This is a genomic window from Catenuloplanes nepalensis, from assembly GCF_030811575.1.
In the GTDB taxonomy this organism is placed as follows: Bacteria; Actinomycetota; Actinomycetes; order Mycobacteriales; family Micromonosporaceae; genus Catenuloplanes; species Catenuloplanes nepalensis.
Window position 1 is genome coordinate 4,477,114 of sequence record NZ_JAUSRA010000001.1, and the last position, 18,003, is coordinate 4,495,116.

Sequence of the window (18,003 nt, forward strand, 5' to 3'; positions counted from 1 at the left end):
ACGCCTCGATCATGGGCTTCGGCGGTCCGGCGCCGGAAGTCGAACTCAGCCGACCGCGACGGGTTCCTTCAGCTCCGCGAGTTCGTCGCCGTCCAGCCCGCGCGGGCCGGTCAGGCCGTAGAGGAGCAGGCCGGTGAGGGTGTCGACGATCTCCTCCTCGGTAACCCTCGGGGTGAACTCGCCCGCGGTGAGCAGCGCGTAACCGAACATCGACAGCATCGCGCCCATGGCGGCGGCGACCATCTCCGGCGAGCCCGGCAGCGGGTGCCCGTTCCGCGCGAGCGCCTCCAGGTGCTGCTTGAGCAGCTCGGTGTCCTCCAGCAGCGTGCGCCAGCCACGGCCGGCCGCGAGGTTGTCCGTCATCGCGGACTGCATCAGCGCCACCACCACGGGCAGGTGGTCGCGGAGCACGATCCAGGCGGTGCCGATGTGCGCGCGCAGCTGCGCCCGGTCCGTCAGGTCGTGCTCCTCCGGGTGCGCCTCCTCCGCGATGGTGGCGTCCGCGTGCGCGTTCATGTCCGCGACCAGCGCCTGGAGCAGCTCCTCCTTGCTGGCGAAGTGGTCGTAGAACGACCCGGTCGCCCGCCCGGCCGTGGTCGTGATGTCGGTGATCTTCGTGTTCAGGTATCCCTGTTCCGCGAAGAGCTGCCGCGCCGCCGTCTTCAACGCCGCCTCGGTCTCCGCCGCCTTGATCTGCCGCACGCCCACGGGCCCCGCTCCTTAGCCTCGGTCTTCCTGACCAGGATGAGACGAGCTGCGGCGAACAGCAATTCGCCGAACCGGACCTCATGCAGCGGCATTTGCGCAGGTCAGCGCAAGGGCGGGCTCACGCGAAGTGTACGGTCCCGAACTCACCGCTCGACCCGCCGGCCCGGCGGTGGGCGCCGCCGCCGATGCGGCCGGGAAGCTGGCGGCCGAGCACGGTGCCGTCCAGCAGCCGGGCGACCAGGTAGGGGTCGTAGCCGGTGAAGTAGCCGAGCAGCCAGTCGCCGTAACCTGGGATGTCGTAGTAGGGCTGCTGGCCGCCGGGCCCGATCACGGACCGCACTGCCGCGGACCGGCCCGCGGAGATGCGCGTGTAGTCGGCCTCGCACACCGGGATCCGGCGCGGCAGGCCGCCGTCCGGCGCCCACGTCGCCTCGGCCGCCGCGGGCCCGTGCGCGGGATCGCACAGACACGGCGGCGCGTCCACCGGCGCCGGGCGGCCGGTGCCGATCGCGGTCGCGCGCACCAGGTGACGGCCCGCCGACGCGAGCGCGCCGGTCGCGGCGCGCAGGTGGTCGCGGCCCTCCGGCACGGTGCGCCACAGGTGGGCCTCCGTGGTGGCCTCGCGCAGCCGGTCCGCGACCCGGTCCAGCTCTGCCTTGACGCCGAGGTCGACCACGCCGGTGCGGGCCGCGCTGAGCCGCGCGTTCAGCGCGGTCACGTCCGCCTCGAGGATGGTGCCGAGCATCGCGCCGGCGGCCACGTTCTCGTCCGCGAGCAGGCCCGCTCCCGCGTACTCCGGGGACTCGGACGTCGCGGCCACGGCGCGGGCCGCCGCCAGCAGCGCACGCTCGCGCCGCACGGTCCGCAACGTCATCAGGGAGACGGCCATGAAGGCGCAGGAGGCGAGGGCGAGCGCCAGGGCCACCCAGACGTACATCGGCACCCCTGAGTTCTACTGGCACCTGGATGATCCGACAGTCAGGTATCGGACTTTCGTACCGTTATTACGAGGGATCTGTGCTTATGGGAATCCCATGCAGGCCATAAATCCGTGGTCCGGCAACGGCGTTCACCTGTACAAATACGACCGTGATGGTCAAGTACCCCCGGACTCCGCACCTCGCGGGCTCCCGCCTCCAGCCGGGTGACGAGGACCTGTCGCAGACGCCGTTCGCCGCGGTGCGCGACCGGTACCTGGTCGTGGAGGAGAAGCTCGACGGTGCGAACGCGGCGATCAGCTTCACCACGGACGGTGAGCTGCGGCTCCAGTCGCGCGGCCACTACCTGAGCGGCGGGCCGCGCGAGCGCCAGTTCGCCCCGCTGAAGTCGTGGGCGGCCACGGTCGCGCCGCGCCTGTGGCCGGTCCTGACGGACAGGTTCGTGCTGTACGGCGAGTGGCTCTACGCCAAGCACACCGTCTTCTACGACGCGCTCCCGCACTACTTCTGCGAGTTCGACGTCCTGGACCGGCGGACCGGCGCGTTCCTGGACACGCCGTCCCGGCACGCGATGCTGACCGGCACGCCCGTGGTCAGCGTGCCCGTGCTCCGGTCCGGCACGTTCCCCTCCCTGGCCGCGCTGACAGAACTGATCGGACCCTCCACGGTACGGACACCGGCCTGGCGCGATTCGCTGCGCGCGGCCGCGCTGGAGGCGGGCGTCGACGCCGGCCGGGTGCTGACCGAGACCGACTCCGGCGACGACATGGAGGGCCTCTACCTCAAGGACGAGCGGGACGGCCGGGTCGCCGCCCGCTACAAGTGGGTACGGGCCGGATTCACGCAGGCGCTGCTGGACTCCGGTTCGCACTGGGCGGACCGGCCGATCGTGGCGAACCGGCTCGCGGACCCGGCGGTGATGTATGCGGTCTGACTGGACGGTCTTCGCGTCGCTGTGCCCGGCCGCTCCCACATGGACGGTTCCGTGGCCGCGCATCGAGGAGGAGTTCGCCTGGATCCGGCGCCTCGCAGGCGTGCCGCAGGACCCGGTGCACCACGGCGAGGGTGACGTGCTCACCCACACGTTCATGGCCGCGACCGCGCTGGCCGCGCAGCCGGAGTGGCGGGCGCTGCCGGAGGACCAGCGGGTGCGGCTGTTCGCGGCCGTGCTGCTGCACGACGTGGCCAAGCCGGACTGCACGCGGCGCGACGACGGCGGGCGGATCACCGCGCACGGCCACTCGCGGCGCGGCGACCTGGCCGCGCGCCGGATCCTGTGGGAACTGGGCGCGCCGCGGGACTGGCGGGAGCACGTGGCCGCGCTGGTCCGGCACCACCAGGTGCCGTTCTGGGCGCTGGAACGGCCGGACCTGGAGGGGATCGTGCTGCGGGCGAGCCTGGTGACGCGCAACCGCGACCTGGCCATGCTGGCGGCCGCGGACATCACGGGAAGGATCTGCGGCGACCTGGACCTGGTGCTGGAGAACATCGCGCTGTTCCGGGAGTACTGCGCGGACCTGGGTGTGCTGGACGCCCCGTGGCCGTTCGCCTCGGACCACGCCCGGTTCGAGTACTTCCGCACGCCCGGCCGGGATCCGCGCTACGCCGCCTACGACGACACGCGGCTCACCATGACCGTGCTGTCCGGGCTGCCCGGCGTCGGCAAGGACACCTGGGTCGCGGCCCACGCGGGTGACCGGCCGGTGGTCAGCCTGGACGCGATCCGCGCCCGCCTCGGGATCTCCCCGTCGGACGGCCAGCGCGCGGTGGCCGCGGCCGCGCACGAGGAGGCGCGCGTGCACCTGCGCGCCCGCCGCGACTTCGTCTGGAACGCCACCAACATCTCCCGCCAGCACCGCGACCTGTGCATCGGCCTCGGCGCCGCCTATCGCGCGCGGGTCGAGATCATCGCGCTGGAGGCACCCCGCGACGTGGTCCACCGCCGGAACGCGGGCCGCCCCGCGCCGGTGCCCGCCGCGGTCATCGACCGCCTGGTCGGCAAGTGGGAGGCCCCGGACCCCACCGAGGCACACTCGGTCGCCCCGGCCTGACCTGGCCCGGCACCCGCCACCCGGCCTTCCGGCTCGGCGGACGCCACCCGACCCAGATCTTCCCGGCAGCCGACACCGAGGTGACGGCTGCCGGGAAGCGGTCAGCCCTGCGGCACCACCGGGGGGTTGTCGGCGGCGCGGCGCTCGGCTGCGCCCGGGAGCGCGGTGGTGCCGATCGTCTGCGGTGCGGCGGGGGCGGTGACGGTGGCGCCGGTCGCGGGGAGCGTGAGCGTGCTGCGGCCGGCGTCGACCGTGACCGTGGCGTTCTGGTCGTCGGTGACCGTGAACTGCGGGTCGGACTGGCCGAGCACCAGGCCCAGCACGTGCCCGGCCGGGACCGTCACGTCGTAGGTGTTCAGCGGCACGGTCACGTCGTACCACCGGCCGGGCGCGAGCGGCGTGGTGAACCGCAGCGACCGGTGGTGCGCCGCGTCGGCCCAGCCGCGGGTCAGCACCGCGTGGTCCGCGGTCACCGTCACCTCGGCCGTGTCCAGGTAGCAGGCGTCGTCGGTCGCGGACGCCGCACCCCAGCACGACTCGGTGCCCAGGTTGACCACGCCCTCGGACCGGAAGTGGTCGACGCGGGTGGCCGTGCCGTAGTCCACGAGCCGCGCGGACAGCGCCGCGGTCGGCTTGTCCACCTGGATCCGCAGCGTCACGGACGGCTCGCCGGAGATCCGCAGCGGCCCGGTCAGCGGCGCGGACAGGAACGCGAGCCGGCCCGGCACGACCGTAGCCGGGTTCGCCACCAGCGCGTCCTCGCGCAGCGACTCGTCCGTGAACGCCTTGGTCACGCCGCGCCCCTTCGCGCCGTCGCCGAGCGTGCCGGCGCCGAGCGGCAGCGCACGATCGCGGACGCCGCGCGCCGGCCAGTCACGCTCGTCCGTCCACACGCCGGGCGCGGTCTCCAGCGTGGCGCGCGGTTCGGTGTCGATGCCGTTGCGCAGGCCCTGCAGCTCGTGGTCGAACCAGCGGTGCAGCGTGCGCACCCACTCGGCGCGGCGCACGTCGAACGGGTCCTCGTGCCCGGCCTGGAACAGCCACAGCTTGCGCTCGACGCCGTTGCGCGCCAGCGCGTCCCACCACAGCCCGAACTGGCCGGTGCCGACGTTCTTGTCGTTGACGCCGTGCGCGATGAACACGCTGGCCCGCACGTTCCGAGCGTCGGTGCGGTAGTCGCGCTCGGACCAGTACGCCGTGAAGTCGCCGGTGGTCTCACCGCTCGCCGCCCGCATCGCGGCCAGCTCGTCCGCGCACGCCTCGGCCGGCCGGCCGTTCACGTAGGAGTGCAGGTACCGCACGTACTCCCGGGTGCGCAGGATGCCGTTGTAGCGCTGGTAGTCGTACCAACTGGAGATCGCGCCGATCGGGACGATCGTCTCCAGTCCGCGCACGCCGGTCGCGGCCACGCCGTTCGCGACGGAACCGTCCCACGACTTGCCGATCATGCCGACCTTGCCGGTGGTCCAGGACGCGCCGACCCGCTTGCCGGCCGCGTCGAACGCCGTGCCGCGGCCGTTCAGCCAGTCGATCACGGCCTTCGCGCTCGCCACCTCGGCCGCGCCGCCGACGTCCTCGCAGCCGGTGGAGCGCGCGGTGCCGGACAGGTCGACGCCGACGAACGCGTAGCCGCGCGGCACGAAGTAGTTGTCGTAGTAGAGCGGCATCAGCGAGACCGTGCCGTCCGCCGCGTACTCCTTCAGCTCGGACTCGTTGCCGCGGCCGCAGCAGGCGTAGTAGGGAGAGGCCTCCATGACCACGGGCACGCGGGTCGTCGCCTCGCGTGGGCGGACGATGTCGGCCGCGATCCGGTCGCGGGCGCCGTCACCGTCGGAGTCCAGCGGCGACTCCACCCACACGGTCTCGCGGATCGCGGTCGCGAAGTCATACACCGGGATGGTCTCGGTGCCGCGCACGTGCCGGGGGCCGCCGGCGGACGCGGGCGAGACCGCTCCGAGCACGACGGTGAGCGCCGCCACCAGGACCGTCACGGATCTGCGTAACATGCGTTCTCCCTGTTCGAGGGCTGAGCTACGAGCATGTTAGTGCGTGTAAATACTTCCCCGCGTAAATTCTTCGGGCCTGTGCACAACTCGCTCCAGCAGCCCGTCGCGGTAGACGTCGCGCAGCCCGAGCGGCTTCAGGTGCACGTATCCGATGTGGCAGTCGCAGGCGTCATTGGGGCAGGTCCGGGGCCGTAGCGCGGCCCGCCACGTACCGTCGTAGAGGTTTCCTATGGAAGCGGCGACGAAGTGGCAGCGCCGCACCGTGCCGTCGCCGAGCACGGAGATCGCGGTCTCGCCCGCGTGGCAGGGCAGGCCGCGCGACGGATGCGGGCGCGCGCTGTCGCCGAAGCGCGGATCGAGTGCGGTCCACGCCGCCTCCTCGTCCGCGGTGTAGACGTGCCCGTCCGCCGCGTTCACCCACAGGTAGACGTGCGGTGCCAGCAGCGCGCGCAGCGCCCGCGCCTCGGCCAGGTGCTCCGGCAGCCCGACCACGCCGACCGAGTAGCGGACGCCGAGCGCGTCCAGCTCACGGCAGCGAGCCAGGAAGCGATCGCGGGTGACCTGCCCCGGGTGGTACGTGGTCCACAGTGCCGCGGTGTCCCGGTCCGCGTCCGCCAGCCAGCCGGTCCGGGCGGCCAGGTTGGTCTGGATCGCCACCCGGTCCACGTGCGGCAGGTGTGACAGGCGGGTGATCGTCTCCCGGTACCAGCTCCGGGTCAGCCCTTCGCCCCACGGCGTGAACAGCACGGACAGCCGCCGGTCCGTCGTCGCCGCCACCCAGTCCGCGAACCGGTGCAGTGCGGCCCGGTCCGCGCGCAGCAACTCCGGCGGATCGGCCCGCTTCGCGAACGGGCAGTAGGGACAGTCGTAGTTGCAGCTGGCCAGCGGCCCCCGGTAGAGCACGTAGAGCGGCCCGGGGATCGGGACCAGCGGCAGCAGTGTCGTCATCGCAGCGCGAACCCGTCCATCGCCGCGCGCACCTCCCCGGACACCAGCCACGGCCCGATCGCGTCCGACCAGGCCAGTCCCTCCGCGGTCAGCCGCTCCCGCCCCGGCTCCAGCCAGCCACGCTCCACCAGCGCTCCCAGCTGCGGGAAGTCGCCCACGTGCGACGTGCCGAACCGCGCCCGGTAGTCCGCCGCCGGCACCCCCTCCGCGCGCAGCAGCGACTTCAGCAGCCATCGCCGCCGCTGCTCGGCGGAGTCCAGCCGGTAGCCGAACTCCGCGAACCGGAAGTCGTCGTCCGGGCGGGCGAGGTAGTCGTCCAGCACCGCCCGCACCTCGCCCACGGTGACCGCGTAGTCGAACGAGTAGTGCAGCGACGTCGTGTACGACCGGGCACCGCATCCCAGCCCGACCATGCCGTCGTCCTGGCAGCAGTAGTCCGGCCCGTCGTCGGCCGGCACGTCCGCCCGCCGGAACTGCCGCATCGACAACTGTACGTAGCCGGCCTCGGTCAGCACCTCGACCGCCTGCCGGTAGAGCGCCATCCGCGCGGCGTCCCAGTCCGCCCGGGTCCGGGCCCGCCGCCCGAGCCCGGTCAGCGGCCGCACGTACAGCGGATACAGGTACAGCTCCTCCGGCCGCCAGGACAGCGCCGCGTCCAGGCTCTCCCGCCAGGTCGCGGCGGTCTGACCGTCGATGCCGTAGATCAGGTCGATGTTCAGCACCGGGACGGCCGCGTCCCGGATCGCACCCAGCGCGGCCTCCACCTCCACCCGCCGCTGTGGCCGCCCGGCCGCGCGCGCCTCCGCGTCCAGGAAGCTCTGCACGCCGATGCTGACCCGTGTGGTGCCGTGCCCGGCCAGCACGGCCAGCCGGTCCGGCGTGGCGGTCGCGGGCGACGTCTCCACGGACGTCGGCACCCCGCCCCAATCGCCGATGATCTCGAACAGCTCCAGGAGTTCCGGCGCGGTCAGGTAGGTGGGTGTCCCGCCGCCGATCGCCAGCCGGGCCACACCCGCCCGCTGCCCGAGCGCGTCCCGCACCGCGCGCGCCTGCGCGCGCAGCCGCCCCAGATAGGCCGTGACCTGGTCCGCCGCCGGGTTCGACCGGGTGAACAGGTTGCAGAAGCCGCAGCGCATCTCGCAGAACGGCACGTGCACGTAGCCGAAGAGAGCGTCCCGCCGCTCCCCCGCCCACACGTCCGCGAGCGACGGACGCGGCGTCAGACGGCGATAGGCGGTCTTGTGCGGGTACGCATACAGATACCCCTGGTACGGCGACTCGATCACAGCGTGAACTCCCCGTACGGCACGGTCCAGACGGCCTCGTGCGCCACCCGGTGCCCCACGTGCCCGTCCTCCCCGTACAGCGTGCCGTGATCGGAGCAGACGATCACCCGGCACGGCCGCCCCCGCCCGCCGGCCAGCGCGAAGACCCGGTCCAGTGCCCGGTCCGCGTATTCCAGCGCGGCCGCGTGGCTGTCCATCGTGTCCTCCGCCGCGCCCGGCAGGTAGTGCCGGTTCGGCTGGTGTATCGCCGCCACGTTGACGAACGTAAACAGCGGCTTCTCCGCCGGCAGCCCCGCGATGATCTCCGCGAGCCGGTCCGCCTGCGCGTCCACGCAGCCGGGCGCGGTCACGCCGAACGACGGCTCCCAGTGCGCCTCCGCGAACAGGCCGGGCAGCACTCGGCCGAGCGGCGCGCCCGGATTGAAGAAGCCCACGCCGCCCAGGCAGACCGTGTGATAGCCGGCGTCCGCGAGCGCCCCCGGCAGGTCCGCGGCGTCGAACACCCAGGTGTCCCGGCCGGTCGTCTCGCTGCCCGCGAACCGCGCCGCGAACGGCCGCCGATGCCGCCCCGGCGTGACCGGCGTGGGCAGGAACCCGGCGAAGAACGCGTGGTGCGCCGCGTAGGTGAAGCTGGCCGGCGTGTGCCGCCGCTCCCAGCCGCCCGGCAGCCGGCCGGCCAGGCCCGGCGTGCGCCCGGCCGCGTGCAGCCGCGCGGCCACGTCGAACCGCAGCGTGTCCAGCGTGACGAGAAGCAGGTCGTGGCCCGGGATCAGACCGCGCACAGCGCCGCCCGCAGCTGCGCGGTGTAGGTGTCCTCGCCCCGGTGCGACACGCCCGGCAGCAGGTCGCCGAACGCGTTGACCTCGGCCACCGCGTGCCTCCGCCAGCCCGCGTGAAACATCAGATCGACACCGGCCATCAGGGTACGCGGGAAGGCCGCGCCCACCCGGGCACACGTCTCCATGGCCGCGTCCCACGCCCGCTCACCGGCCCGCGCCCGGACCGTCGCCACGTCGCCGCGCGCGTTGCCGAGGTGCAGGTTCGTCAGCGGTGACCGGCTCGCCCGCACCACGACGTGCCGGGCCTCGCCCGCGATCACGACCACGCGCAGGTCGACCGTGCGCGCGCCGAGGCCCGCCTTCGGGAACCACCGCTCCACGTGCAGCCCGTCGGCGCCCAGCGCGTCGACGATCGCGGCGACGTCGGCCTCCCGCTCGTACCTCCGGAGGGTCAGGTTGTTGAAGAGGCGCCCGCCGGGGCCGCGCTCGACGCTGGTCACGGCCGCGACCCGGCCGTGCGCGGCGGTGAGCGCGAGCACGCCGGACGCGGACGAGCCGTGCGACGGCTTCACGAAGACCCGTGCCCAGCCGGCCGCCCGCATCGCGGCCCGGAGTCCGTCGTAGCCGGTGATGCCCGCCAGCGCGCCGGGCACCGGCACGCCGTGCTCCCGGAGCAGTGCGTGGCAGCGCGGCTTGTCGCTCATGGTGAGGATGTCGTCCGGCGCGCTGAGCAGCGTGCCGCCGCCGTCCTCGACCCGGCGCAGCGCCGCGCCCAGCCCCGCGTGCGCCGCCGCCGTCCCGGTGATCTCGCCGTGCTCCGCCTCCGTGACCGCGCCGCGCAGCAGCCGGCCGACTTGCGCGTCCTCGCCCGGCGAGTCGATCCGCACGCGCTCGCCCGGACCCGGGACCGGCCCGCCGGTGAGCACGTCACGCCACGCGTAGACCCGGGGCGGCGGCAGCCCCGCACCTGCCACCGCGTCCGCGAACATCGTCACCCGCCGGTTCCCCGGGTTGCCTATCACGGACAGCGTGGTCACTCGGAGACCTCGACGTAACGCCCCCAGTCGCCGCGCGGCTCCTGCCGGTCGGTGACGTCGACGCGCACACCGGGCAGCGCGTCGACCAGCCGCTGCGCCACCTGCGGGCTCATGAAGTGGTGGTGCAGGTCGAGCTCCTCCAGGTGATCGAGCGACCCGCCGCCGAGCAGCGACTCCGCGCCCTCGTCGCCCAGCGTGCCGAGCGACAGGTCCAGCACCCGCAGCCGGGGCAGCACCGCGGACTCCGCGACCGAGGCCGCGATCCGGTCCTGCATCTCGCTGTTGCGCAGGCCCAGCGCGGTCAGCCGCGGCCAGCGGGCATCGGCCTCGTCCAGCACCGGCCGCAGATCCTCGCCGACGACGTCCCCACCGTACGAGTCGACGCCGAGCCACAGGTTGAGGCGCTCCAGTGCCGGCAGCTCCAGCGCCAGCACCGACCGCAGCAGCTTCGCCGGGAGCCCACCGGACTGGATCTCCAGGTCGCGCAGCCCTTCGTGCCGCAGCGCCTCGGTGATCTGCAGGTCCTCGGTGCCGCGCACGACCAGCCGCTCCAGTGCCGGATAGGCTTTGAGCAGCGGCGCGACGTCCCGATGCCGGATCCAGGAGATCTCGCACTCCTCGAACGTCAGGTCGCCGAGGAACAGCGAGCGCAGCCCGGGCATGCGCGGTGCGAGCCGGACGAACAGGTCGATCGGCGGCGGCTCCTCGTAGGCCCCGCCCCACTGCCCGACCACCAGCGCGACCGGGCCGCCGTCACCGGCCCGCTCCAGCATCGCCTCCATCGCGGCCTCGAACTCGTCCGGCGCGGAGTCGTAATCCTCGATCTCGACGCGCCAGGCCACCGCGCCCGGATCATCCGGCCGGACATCGCTGCCGGCGGGCACCACCGGCAGCCCGGCGAAGGTGGTCACGTGCGAGTTGATGGTCATAGCGCTCCAGCCGCCGTTCCGATCCCTGCGATCGAACGGACGGTAGCAGCGCCGGCCGACACTTTTCCGCCTCTCCGGGCGGATCGGTCACGCTGTTCTCCTCGGGCCGGCCTCAGGCCCCAGGGTTCCGGCTCAGGGGCCGGGCCCCAGGACCTCGGGTCCCGGGCCTCAGGCGGGGCGCAGGCCGATCACCGGGCGGTGAGCCGGGAATCGCCGCCGGACCACCGGGCGCCACGAGGCCACCCGGCCCAGGGCCGCGACCGAGGCACGAGTACGGCGCCAGCGCCGGCGCGGTACCGGCAGGCGCGCCCACACGACCTTGCCGTCCGACCCCAGCAGCACGCCGCAGCGCGCCGCCGAACGCGCGACCAGGTCGAGTCCACGCCCGCGCACCGGCAGCCCCGGCTCCTCCGCGCCACCGCCGAACCGCGGCAGGTCCGTCGACCGGTCCGCGACCGCGATCCGCAGCTGCCGCCGGTAGTGACTGAGAGTCACGTCCACCGTGGTCCCGGCGTGCTGCACCGCGTTCGACACCAGCTCGGAGACGATCAGCTCGCCCGCCTCCAGCACCTCGCCGCCGAGCGCGTGCCGCTCGCAGAACGACCGGACCAGCGCGCGCGCCACCGAGGCACCGGAGATCTCCGGCTGCAACCGCACGTGCTCACGCACGGTGTGCGTGCGCCGCGAGGGAAGCGCGGTCAACGCCGCCGTCAGAGTCGAGAACATCTTCACCCTTCCCCTCAGTACGCGCCGGACCGCCACGTTCGGCGCCGACACCACCATCGTTATCCCCGGCCGCCGCGCGTTGCAGAACAGCACGGCCGCGTTGAGCAGCGACGCCAGCCGCTTCGACCGCCCGGCCCGCGCACAGTCCACGATCACGAACGGCGGGTGATGCGCGGTACACCGCACCAACGCCCGCCGCAGCCGCTCCGCCGACAGCAGGTCCGCCCGCTCTCCCAGCGTCACCACCAGCGCGCCACTCTCCACATGCGCCCGAACGCTGCCCACCACCGCGGCCCACCTCCCTACTACCAGCCCCAGCGCCCTACTTGTGCCCCCGCTCCCCCCTACTTACTCTCATCCGCCCTCACGAACTCTCATCCGCCCTCACGAAACTCTCAGCTGCTGGCCGCCACCGGTAAAAGAATGAGGCGCGGCCTTCCGGCCACGCCTCATCCGATCGGTATCACCGCGGCGGTCTCAGTTCCACATCCGCACGAAGGCGGTCCAAGCCTCCGGCGACACATTCAATACGTAACCGGACCGACGCTTACTGTCACGAATATCTACGGACTCCCCGTCCGTCCTCACCTCGACGCAGGCAACCTGCTCGCTCCGCGAGCTCGTTGTCCAGACATCTCGCCGCAGCCCGTTCCACTTCATGTTTCCCACGCACCCAATTCGTCGATGACCTTCGAGATCAGGCGCTCCGAATGCCGGCTCGACAGCGCATGGGACTTGAGCCAGTCCGCCATCTGGACATACGGGAGCGCCGAGCGGCCATCATATAGGGCAGACCGGGACAGATGTTCCTCATAGGCAACATTGCCACCCCCCGGCGCGCCCAGCACGACAAACGACGGGATGACTACCGATCCACCAGATGATCGAAATGGGAAGACCCTGATGTCCATTGAATCGAAACTCGCCAGAAGCGCACTCAACTGATCACGGTGAACGCTCACATCACCGACTACGCGACGCACCACCGATTCATCGATCACCGCGGAAAGCCGTGGCCGGCTCGCGCGCCGCAGAATCCCCTGCCGCGCCAATCGGACACGAATGAGCTGCTCCGCCTTTTCCGCCCCCACCGCCCATTTCGAGATGGGGCCATAGCTGACGAAAAGCGCCCGCATATAGGCCTCGGTCTGCAGTAACCCGGGAACCGCTCTCTCCTGGTATTCGAATATCCGCTCGGCGGAGTCCTCCAGTCCGATGTAGACGGAATAGTTCTCGCCCACGACATCGCGGTACGCACTCCACCATGCCTTCTGCCTGCCTTCGATCGCCAGACGCTCCAGGTAGGCTCGGCGCGAATGGTTCGCCACGCCGTAGACGTCCAGCAAATCGCTCAGTTCGCGGGTCCGGATCCGAATCTTTCCACCCTCGATCCGGCTCACCCAAGAACCGGACCGGTCGAGGGCCCCTCCGACCTCCTCCGCGGTCATGCCGCGCCGAACCCGCAGCTCTCGCAGTTCGGATCCCAATGCATGACGGCGCAACTGCGGATTGCCACCCGGCAGATCGCCACCTTCCACTCCGCCGGCCATCAGACCACCACCTCGCATTAAAGATGTTGAAAAACGCGGGCGTGAATGGGTCGAATGAAAACTTGCACGTGCGAGTTGCGCCTGCGACTTTTATATCGAGACACCTTACTGGATCTTTGCGACGCGCAGTAGGGGGACTTCGCTACGCGTCACGCCGGGGAGGACCCTATGGGCCAGCACGAGCCCGCCGAACAACCTGCGGTCGTTCAAGAAGGGGACGTGATCATGCCCGACAGAGGGCTGTTCATTCCGCCGACACCTGTCGTCAGGGACGCGGCGCCGCAGTCCGGACTGATCGAATTCCTGGACAACAGATGGCGATTCGCGGAGACCAGTGACGCCAACGCCAAGCGGGCGCTGCTACTGCTCGCCGGTGCTCTCGTCTCGATCGCCCTCACCCTCGGCCTCCTCCTCACCCTGCTCACCGGTGTCGGGATGTTGCTGGCCGCGCTCGCCGGGCATCTGCCCCCGGCGGTGCTGGCGCTGGTGCCGCTGCTGGGGGGCGGGGACCGGGGTGGTGGCGGTGAACGTCTACCGGCGGAGGCCGTAAGGCACGGCACGTTGTCAACCGTGGAGGGCCGGAGTACGTAAGGATGAAACGACAGACAACGGCTACACGGGTAGGTCGAGCTCATGGGTGAAACGGTCACGGGCACGTCGCAGTGGCAGGCGCTGCAGGCGCATGCGGAGAAGATCCGCCAGTCGCATCTGCGCGACCTCTTCGCCGGCGACCCCGGTCGCGGGCAGCGGCTGACCGGGCAGGCGGCGGATCTCTACGTCGATTACAGCAAGAACCTCGTCACGGACGAGACGCTCGACCTGTTGCGCGGTCTCGCGCGGCAGCAGGACCTGGAGGGCAAGATCGCGGCGATGTTCCGCGGTGATCACATCAACACCTCCGAGGATCGTGCGGTGCTGCACACCGCGTTGCGGCTGCCGCGCGACGCGCAGCTGACCGTGGACGGTCAGGACGTGGTCGCGGACGTGCACGCCACGCTGGACAAGATGGCCGCTTTCGCCGAGAAGGTGCGAAGCGGCGAATGGCGCGGCGCCACCGGCCAGAAGATCACCACGATCGTCAACATCGGCATCGGCGGCTCCGACCTCGGCCCGGTCATGGCGTACGAGGCGCTCGGCGACTACCGGGACGCCGGCATCACGGCCCGGTTCGTGTCCAACATCGACCCGACCGACCTGGCGGTGAAGACGCAGGACCTGGACCCGGCGTCGACGCTGTTCGTGGTGGTGTCGAAGACGTTCGGCACGCAGGAGACGCTGACCAACGCGCGCGAGGCCCGCACCTGGCTGCTCGGCAAGCTGGGCGTGGACGACAGCGCGGTCGCGAAGCACTTCGTGGCGGTCTCCACGAACGAGAAGCGGGTCGTCGACTTCGGCATCGACCCGGCGAACATGTTCGGCTTCTGGGACTGGGTGGGTGGCCGCTACTCGCTGCCGTCCGCGGTCGGCCTCTCCGTCATGATCGCGGTCGGCCCGGATCACTACCGGGACATGCTGGCCGGCTACCACGCGGTCGACGAGCACTACCGCACCGCACCGCTGGAGCAGAACATCCCGGCGATCCTGGGCCTGCTCAACGTCTGGTACAACAACTTCCTCGGCGTCCAGACGCACGCGGTCCTGCCGTACTCGCAGTACCTGCACCGCTTCGCCGCGTACCTCCAGCAGCTGACCATGGAGTCGCTCGGCAAGTCCGTCACCAAGGACGGGACCGAGGCCGGCTTCCAGACCGGTGAGATCTTCTGGGGTGAGCCGGGCACGAACGGCCAGCACGCGTTCTACCAGCTCATCCACCAGGGCACGAAGACGATCCCGGCGGACTTCATCGGCTTCAGCGTGCCGAACCACGACACCGCCGAGATGCACGACCTGCTCATGTCGAACTTCCTGGCCCAGACCGCGGCGCTGGCGTTCGGCCGGACCCGCGAGCAGGTCGAGGCGGAGGGCGTGGACGCGGCCGTGGTGCCGCACAAGATCATGCCGGGCAACCACCCGACCACCACGATCCTCGGTGAGAAGCTGACGCCCTCGACTCTGGGCCAGCTGGTCGCGCTCTACGAGCACATCGTGTTCACCGAGGGCGCGATCTGGGACATCAACCCGTTCGACCAGTGGGGCGTCGAGCTCGGCAAGGTCATGGCCAACCAGTTCGCGCCGCTGCTCACTCAGGAGACCGCACCGGCCGGCGACCAGGACTCGTCGACGAACGCGCTGATCGCCCGCTACCGCAGCCAGCGCGGCAGGGCATAAGACCGAAGATCCAGCGGGGGTACGGCGTACCCCCGCTGGGTTTTGATCATGCTCTGCGGGTGCGCCGGATGACCACGATCGCGAGCGCCACCGCCAGCACGCCGCCGGCCGCGTAGAGCAGCGGGTGCTCGACCCGCACCAGCCCCGGCTGCGCCTCCGCCACGCCCGGCCCCATGCCCAGCCACGGCAACGCCACCAGCAGCGCCAGCGCGCCCACGCCCAGCAGCGCGAACCCGGCGAGCTTCGCGGCCCGGCGCCGCCCGTGACGCACCGGTCCGGCGATGGGCACGACGAGCCCGGGGGCGGTGCGCGGGTCGCGGGCTGCGTGCTGCGGAACGGTCATGATCGGCCTCCGGTCATTCGACGCTTGACGCTAGAACGACGGGCGCCGGGATCCGGTTCACATTTATTTCCGGCGGGTGTCCGGCAGCCGCCACCGCGCTCACGTGCTGTGCCGAGGCGTCGCCAATAGAGTGACGACTATGGCCGAGTCGTCCCGCACGGTGTCGCTCGCCGCCGCGCTGGCGGTGACGGTGCTGGCCGGCGCGCTGACCGCGGCCGGCGCCCGCCACGACGGTGACCGGCAGCCGATCGCGCGAGCGCCCGCGACTGTCGTGATCCCGACAGGTCCCGGCCGATACGTCTTCGACTGCGGCACGAACGCCGGCGCGCACCGCAACACCGCCAACGTCGTGGTCACGCCCGGCGTCCCCGGCCCGGAGCACCACGTGCACGACTACGTCGGCAACCGCTCCACGGACGTCGACTCGACCGATTCCACACTGCTGGCCGGCACCACGACCTGCACGAACGGCGACCTGTCCACGATCTATTGGCCGGTTCTGCGCGCGGCCGGCGAACACTCCCGGATCCTGACCCCCACATCGGTGCTCATGGAGTACCTGGCCAGCGCCGTGAGCCCGGTCGTGGCACCGCCGCGGGGACTGCGCGCGATGACCGGCGACGCGCGGGCCGCGACCACCGGCACGTCCGGCATCCGCGCCTGGACCTGCGAGGGCGCGGAGGACCGGCGCACCGACCGCTATCCGCGCTGCCCGGACGGCCGGGAGGTGCGGCGCGTGTTCGAGTTCCCGAGCTGCTGGGACGGCGTGCACACGGACAGCGCGGGGCATCGCAGGCATCTGAGCTTTCCGGGCGCGGACGGCGCCTGCCGGCACGGCACGTTCGCCGTCCCCCGGCTGCGGGTCACGGTCGGCTACCGTGTGTCCGGCGATTTCACCGTGGACGCGTTCCCGGAACAGCACCGCAGCCCGCGCACCGACCACGGCATCATGATCAACCTGGCCCCCCAGCCGCTGATGGCCGAGATCGTCGCCTGCCTCAACGAGAACCGCACCTGTTCTTAGAAACTGCTGAACCGTTCCCGGAGGACCGTCGTAGCTCGCGGTGGTGCGGGCCGACGGGTCCTCACCACCACCGACACCTTCTAAGGGGCGACGCGATGGCGATTCTACGGCCGCGCAAACGCCAGACGTCGAGCGACGAGGCGTTGATCAGGTCGTTGTACGAGGAGCACGGCGGTGCCCTGATCGCCTACGCGACGCGGCTGACCGGGGACAGGACCGCCGCCGAGGACGTGCTTCAGGAGACGCTGTTGCGCGCCTGGCGGCACGCACACGAGCTGTCCGAGTCGACCGGCTCCATCCGGGGCTGGCTGTTCACGGTCGCCCGCAACATCATCACGGATCGCGCGCGGGCCAAGTCGGTCCGGCCGGCCGAGGTGGCCGAGTCGCCGGTGACCGTGCCGGTGTCCCGCGACCACTCGGATCAGGTCGTCGACTCGATCGTCGCGCTGGACGCGCTGGAAACGCTCTCCGAGGAGCACCGCAGCGTGCTCGTGGAGATCTACTTCCGGGGGCGCACCGTCACCGAGACGGCGGAACATCTGGGAATCCCACCCGGTACGGTGAAGTCCCGATCACACAACGCCATGAAGTCGCTCCGGGAGCACGTCATAGGCAGAAGAGCAAAGGCGCCCGGCACGTCCGTCGCGCGAGTGGCGGAGGTGACCCGATGAGTGCCGAGGTCGAGCACAGCCAGCTGATCGGAGCGTACGTCTTGAACACGCTCGAACCCGCTGAGCGCAGCGAAGTGGACGCCCACGTGGCGGCCTGCGACACGTGCCGGGACGAGCTCGCCGAGCTCGAGGCGCTGAAGGAGGCGCTCGGCGAGGTCCCGCCGGAGGCGCTGATGCACGGCCCGCCGGACGCGGACCTGGTGCTGCAGCGCACGCTGCGGCAGATCCGCGCGGAGACGTCCAGTGGCGCCCGCTGGCAGGGCGGGCTCATGATCGGGGCGGCCGCGCTGGCGCTGGTCGCGGCCGTCAGCGGTGGCATCCTGCTCGGCCGGGGCACCGGTGACACCGGCGCGGCGCAGCCGCCGCCGATCGCGCAGAGCGCACCGGCGGGCACGCGCGTGCAGTCCGGCGTCGACCCGGCCACGAACGTGCGGATGACCGCCACGGTCACGCCCGCGGCCGGCTGGGTCCGGGTGAACGCGGCCGTCGCCGGCATCCCGCCGGGTGAGGACTGCCGGCTGATCGTGGTCTCCGCGGACGGCAACCGGCAGATCGCGGGCGGCTGGGTCGTCTCCGCGGCGGCCGAGACCGGCGGCACGAACCTGGACGGCAGCGCTTCGATCGACCCGGCCCAGGTCACCGCGATCGAGGTCGTCAACACCGCCGGCCGCACGTTCATCAGCCTGCCGATCTGACCCGGCCCCACCCGACAGCTCCATGATCCAGGCGTTGTTCACGT

The 18,003-nt window shown here is 71.7% G+C and carries 19 protein-coding genes; 7 read left to right on the top strand and 12 right to left on the bottom strand.

The features are described 5' to 3' along the window. Positions 1–45: 45 nt before the first annotated feature. Positions 46–708 (bottom strand): TetR/AcrR family transcriptional regulator, encoded by a 663-nt coding sequence (locus J2S43_RS19270; protein ID WP_306831128.1) that lies wholly within the window; start codon positions 706–708, stop codon positions 46–48. A 118-nt stretch (positions 709–826) separates the two neighbouring features. Beyond that, a complete protein-coding gene (locus J2S43_RS19275) occupies positions 827–1,651 on the bottom strand; it encodes a hypothetical protein (protein WP_306831131.1) in 825 nt (274 codons plus the stop codon). 149 nt (positions 1,652–1,800) lie between these two features. On the opposite strand from J2S43_RS19275, the gene J2S43_RS19280 reads away from it, so the two are divergent. Both J2S43_RS19280 and J2S43_RS19285 read left to right on the top strand, forming a co-directional pair. After that, positions 1,801–2,580, top strand: coding sequence for an RNA ligase family protein (locus J2S43_RS19280; RefSeq protein ID WP_306839339.1), 780 nt, complete (start codon positions 1,801–1,803; stop codon positions 2,578–2,580). Continuing rightward, positions 2,570–3,697: an AAA family ATPase gene (locus J2S43_RS19285; protein WP_306831133.1), complete on the top strand. Its 1,128-nt coding sequence runs from the start codon at positions 2,570–2,572 to the stop codon at positions 3,695–3,697. Before J2S43_RS19280 ends, J2S43_RS19285 begins: the two co-directional genes overlap by 11 nt. Before the next feature lie 101 nt (positions 3,698–3,798). Here J2S43_RS19285 and J2S43_RS19290 read toward each other — a convergent pair whose 3' ends face one another. From J2S43_RS19290 to J2S43_RS19330, 9 genes are all read right to left on the bottom strand, one after another. Then, complete coding sequence (locus J2S43_RS19290) at positions 3,799–5,703, bottom strand: Xaa-Pro dipeptidyl-peptidase (protein ID WP_306831135.1); 1,905 nt, start codon at positions 5,701–5,703, stop codon at positions 3,799–3,801. A gap of 36 nt (positions 5,704–5,739) precedes the next feature. Then, positions 5,740–6,651 (bottom strand): STM4011 family radical SAM protein, encoded by a 912-nt coding sequence (locus J2S43_RS19295; RefSeq protein ID WP_306831137.1) that lies wholly within the window; start codon positions 6,649–6,651, stop codon positions 5,740–5,742. Beyond that, complete coding sequence (locus tag J2S43_RS19300) at positions 6,648–7,937, bottom strand: STM4012 family radical SAM protein (RefSeq protein ID WP_306831139.1); 1,290 nt, start codon at positions 7,935–7,937, stop codon at positions 6,648–6,650. Before J2S43_RS19300 ends, J2S43_RS19295 begins: the two co-directional genes overlap by 4 nt. Then, positions 7,934–8,719 (bottom strand): STM4013/SEN3800 family hydrolase, encoded by a 786-nt coding sequence (locus J2S43_RS19305; RefSeq protein ID WP_306831140.1) that lies wholly within the window; start codon positions 8,717–8,719, stop codon positions 7,934–7,936. The genes J2S43_RS19300 and J2S43_RS19305 overlap by 4 nt, the downstream gene beginning before the upstream one ends. Next, positions 8,707–9,753 carry an STM4014 family protein gene (locus tag J2S43_RS19310; protein WP_306831142.1) on the bottom strand — a complete coding sequence of 349 codons (1,047 nt, stop codon included), beginning with the start codon at positions 9,751–9,753 and terminating at the stop codon, positions 8,707–8,709. The genes J2S43_RS19305 and J2S43_RS19310 overlap by 13 nt, the downstream gene beginning before the upstream one ends. After that, positions 9,750–10,682, bottom strand: a complete 933-nt coding sequence (locus J2S43_RS19315; RefSeq protein WP_306831144.1) for an STM4015 family protein — start codon at positions 10,680–10,682, stop codon at positions 9,750–9,752. The genes J2S43_RS19310 and J2S43_RS19315 overlap by 4 nt, the downstream gene beginning before the upstream one ends. A 168-nt stretch (positions 10,683–10,850) precedes the next feature. Continuing rightward, entirely contained in the window at positions 10,851–11,696 is an 846-nt protein-coding gene (locus J2S43_RS19320; protein WP_306831146.1) for an ATP-binding protein, read from the bottom strand. Between the two features lie 189 nt (positions 11,697–11,885). Next, complete coding sequence (locus J2S43_RS19325) at positions 11,886–12,068, bottom strand: DUF397 domain-containing protein (RefSeq protein ID WP_306839341.1); 183 nt, start codon at positions 12,066–12,068, stop codon at positions 11,886–11,888. Next, positions 12,065–12,958 carry a helix-turn-helix domain-containing protein gene (locus tag J2S43_RS19330; protein ID WP_306831148.1) on the bottom strand — a complete coding sequence of 298 codons (894 nt, stop codon included), beginning with the start codon at positions 12,956–12,958 and terminating at the stop codon, positions 12,065–12,067. Before J2S43_RS19330 ends, J2S43_RS19325 begins: the two co-directional genes overlap by 4 nt. Positions 12,959–13,126: 168 nt before the next feature. On the opposite strand from J2S43_RS19330, the gene J2S43_RS19335 reads away from it, so the two are divergent. After that, positions 13,127–13,549: a hypothetical protein gene (locus tag J2S43_RS19335; RefSeq protein WP_306831150.1), complete on the top strand. Its 423-nt coding sequence runs from the start codon at positions 13,127–13,129 to the stop codon at positions 13,547–13,549. 42 nt (positions 13,550–13,591) lie between these two features. Continuing rightward, a complete protein-coding gene (gene pgi, locus J2S43_RS19340; RefSeq protein WP_306831151.1) occupies positions 13,592–15,226 on the top strand; it encodes a glucose-6-phosphate isomerase in 1,635 nt (544 codons plus the stop codon). Positions 15,227–15,272: 46 nt separating this feature from the next. Here pgi and J2S43_RS19345 read toward each other — a convergent pair whose 3' ends face one another. Then, a complete protein-coding gene (locus J2S43_RS19345; protein WP_306831153.1) occupies positions 15,273–15,569 on the bottom strand; it encodes a hypothetical protein in 297 nt (98 codons plus the stop codon). 139 nt (positions 15,570–15,708) lie between these two features. Here J2S43_RS19345 and J2S43_RS19350 point away from each other — a divergent pair, with 139 nt between their 5' ends. From J2S43_RS19350 to J2S43_RS19360, 3 genes are all read left to right on the top strand, one after another. Next, positions 15,709–16,593: a DUF1996 domain-containing protein gene (locus J2S43_RS19350; protein WP_306831155.1), complete on the top strand. Its 885-nt coding sequence runs from the start codon at positions 15,709–15,711 to the stop codon at positions 16,591–16,593. 95 nt (positions 16,594–16,688) lie between these two features. Beyond that, on the top strand, positions 16,689–17,264 hold the full coding sequence (locus J2S43_RS19355) for a sigma-70 family RNA polymerase sigma factor (RefSeq protein WP_306831157.1): 576 nt from the start codon (positions 16,689–16,691) through the stop codon (positions 17,262–17,264). Continuing rightward, entirely contained in the window at positions 17,261–17,959 is a 699-nt protein-coding gene (locus J2S43_RS19360) for an anti-sigma factor family protein (RefSeq protein ID WP_306831159.1), read from the top strand. The genes J2S43_RS19355 and J2S43_RS19360 overlap by 4 nt, the downstream gene beginning before the upstream one ends. Positions 17,960–18,003 lie beyond the last annotated feature (44 nt).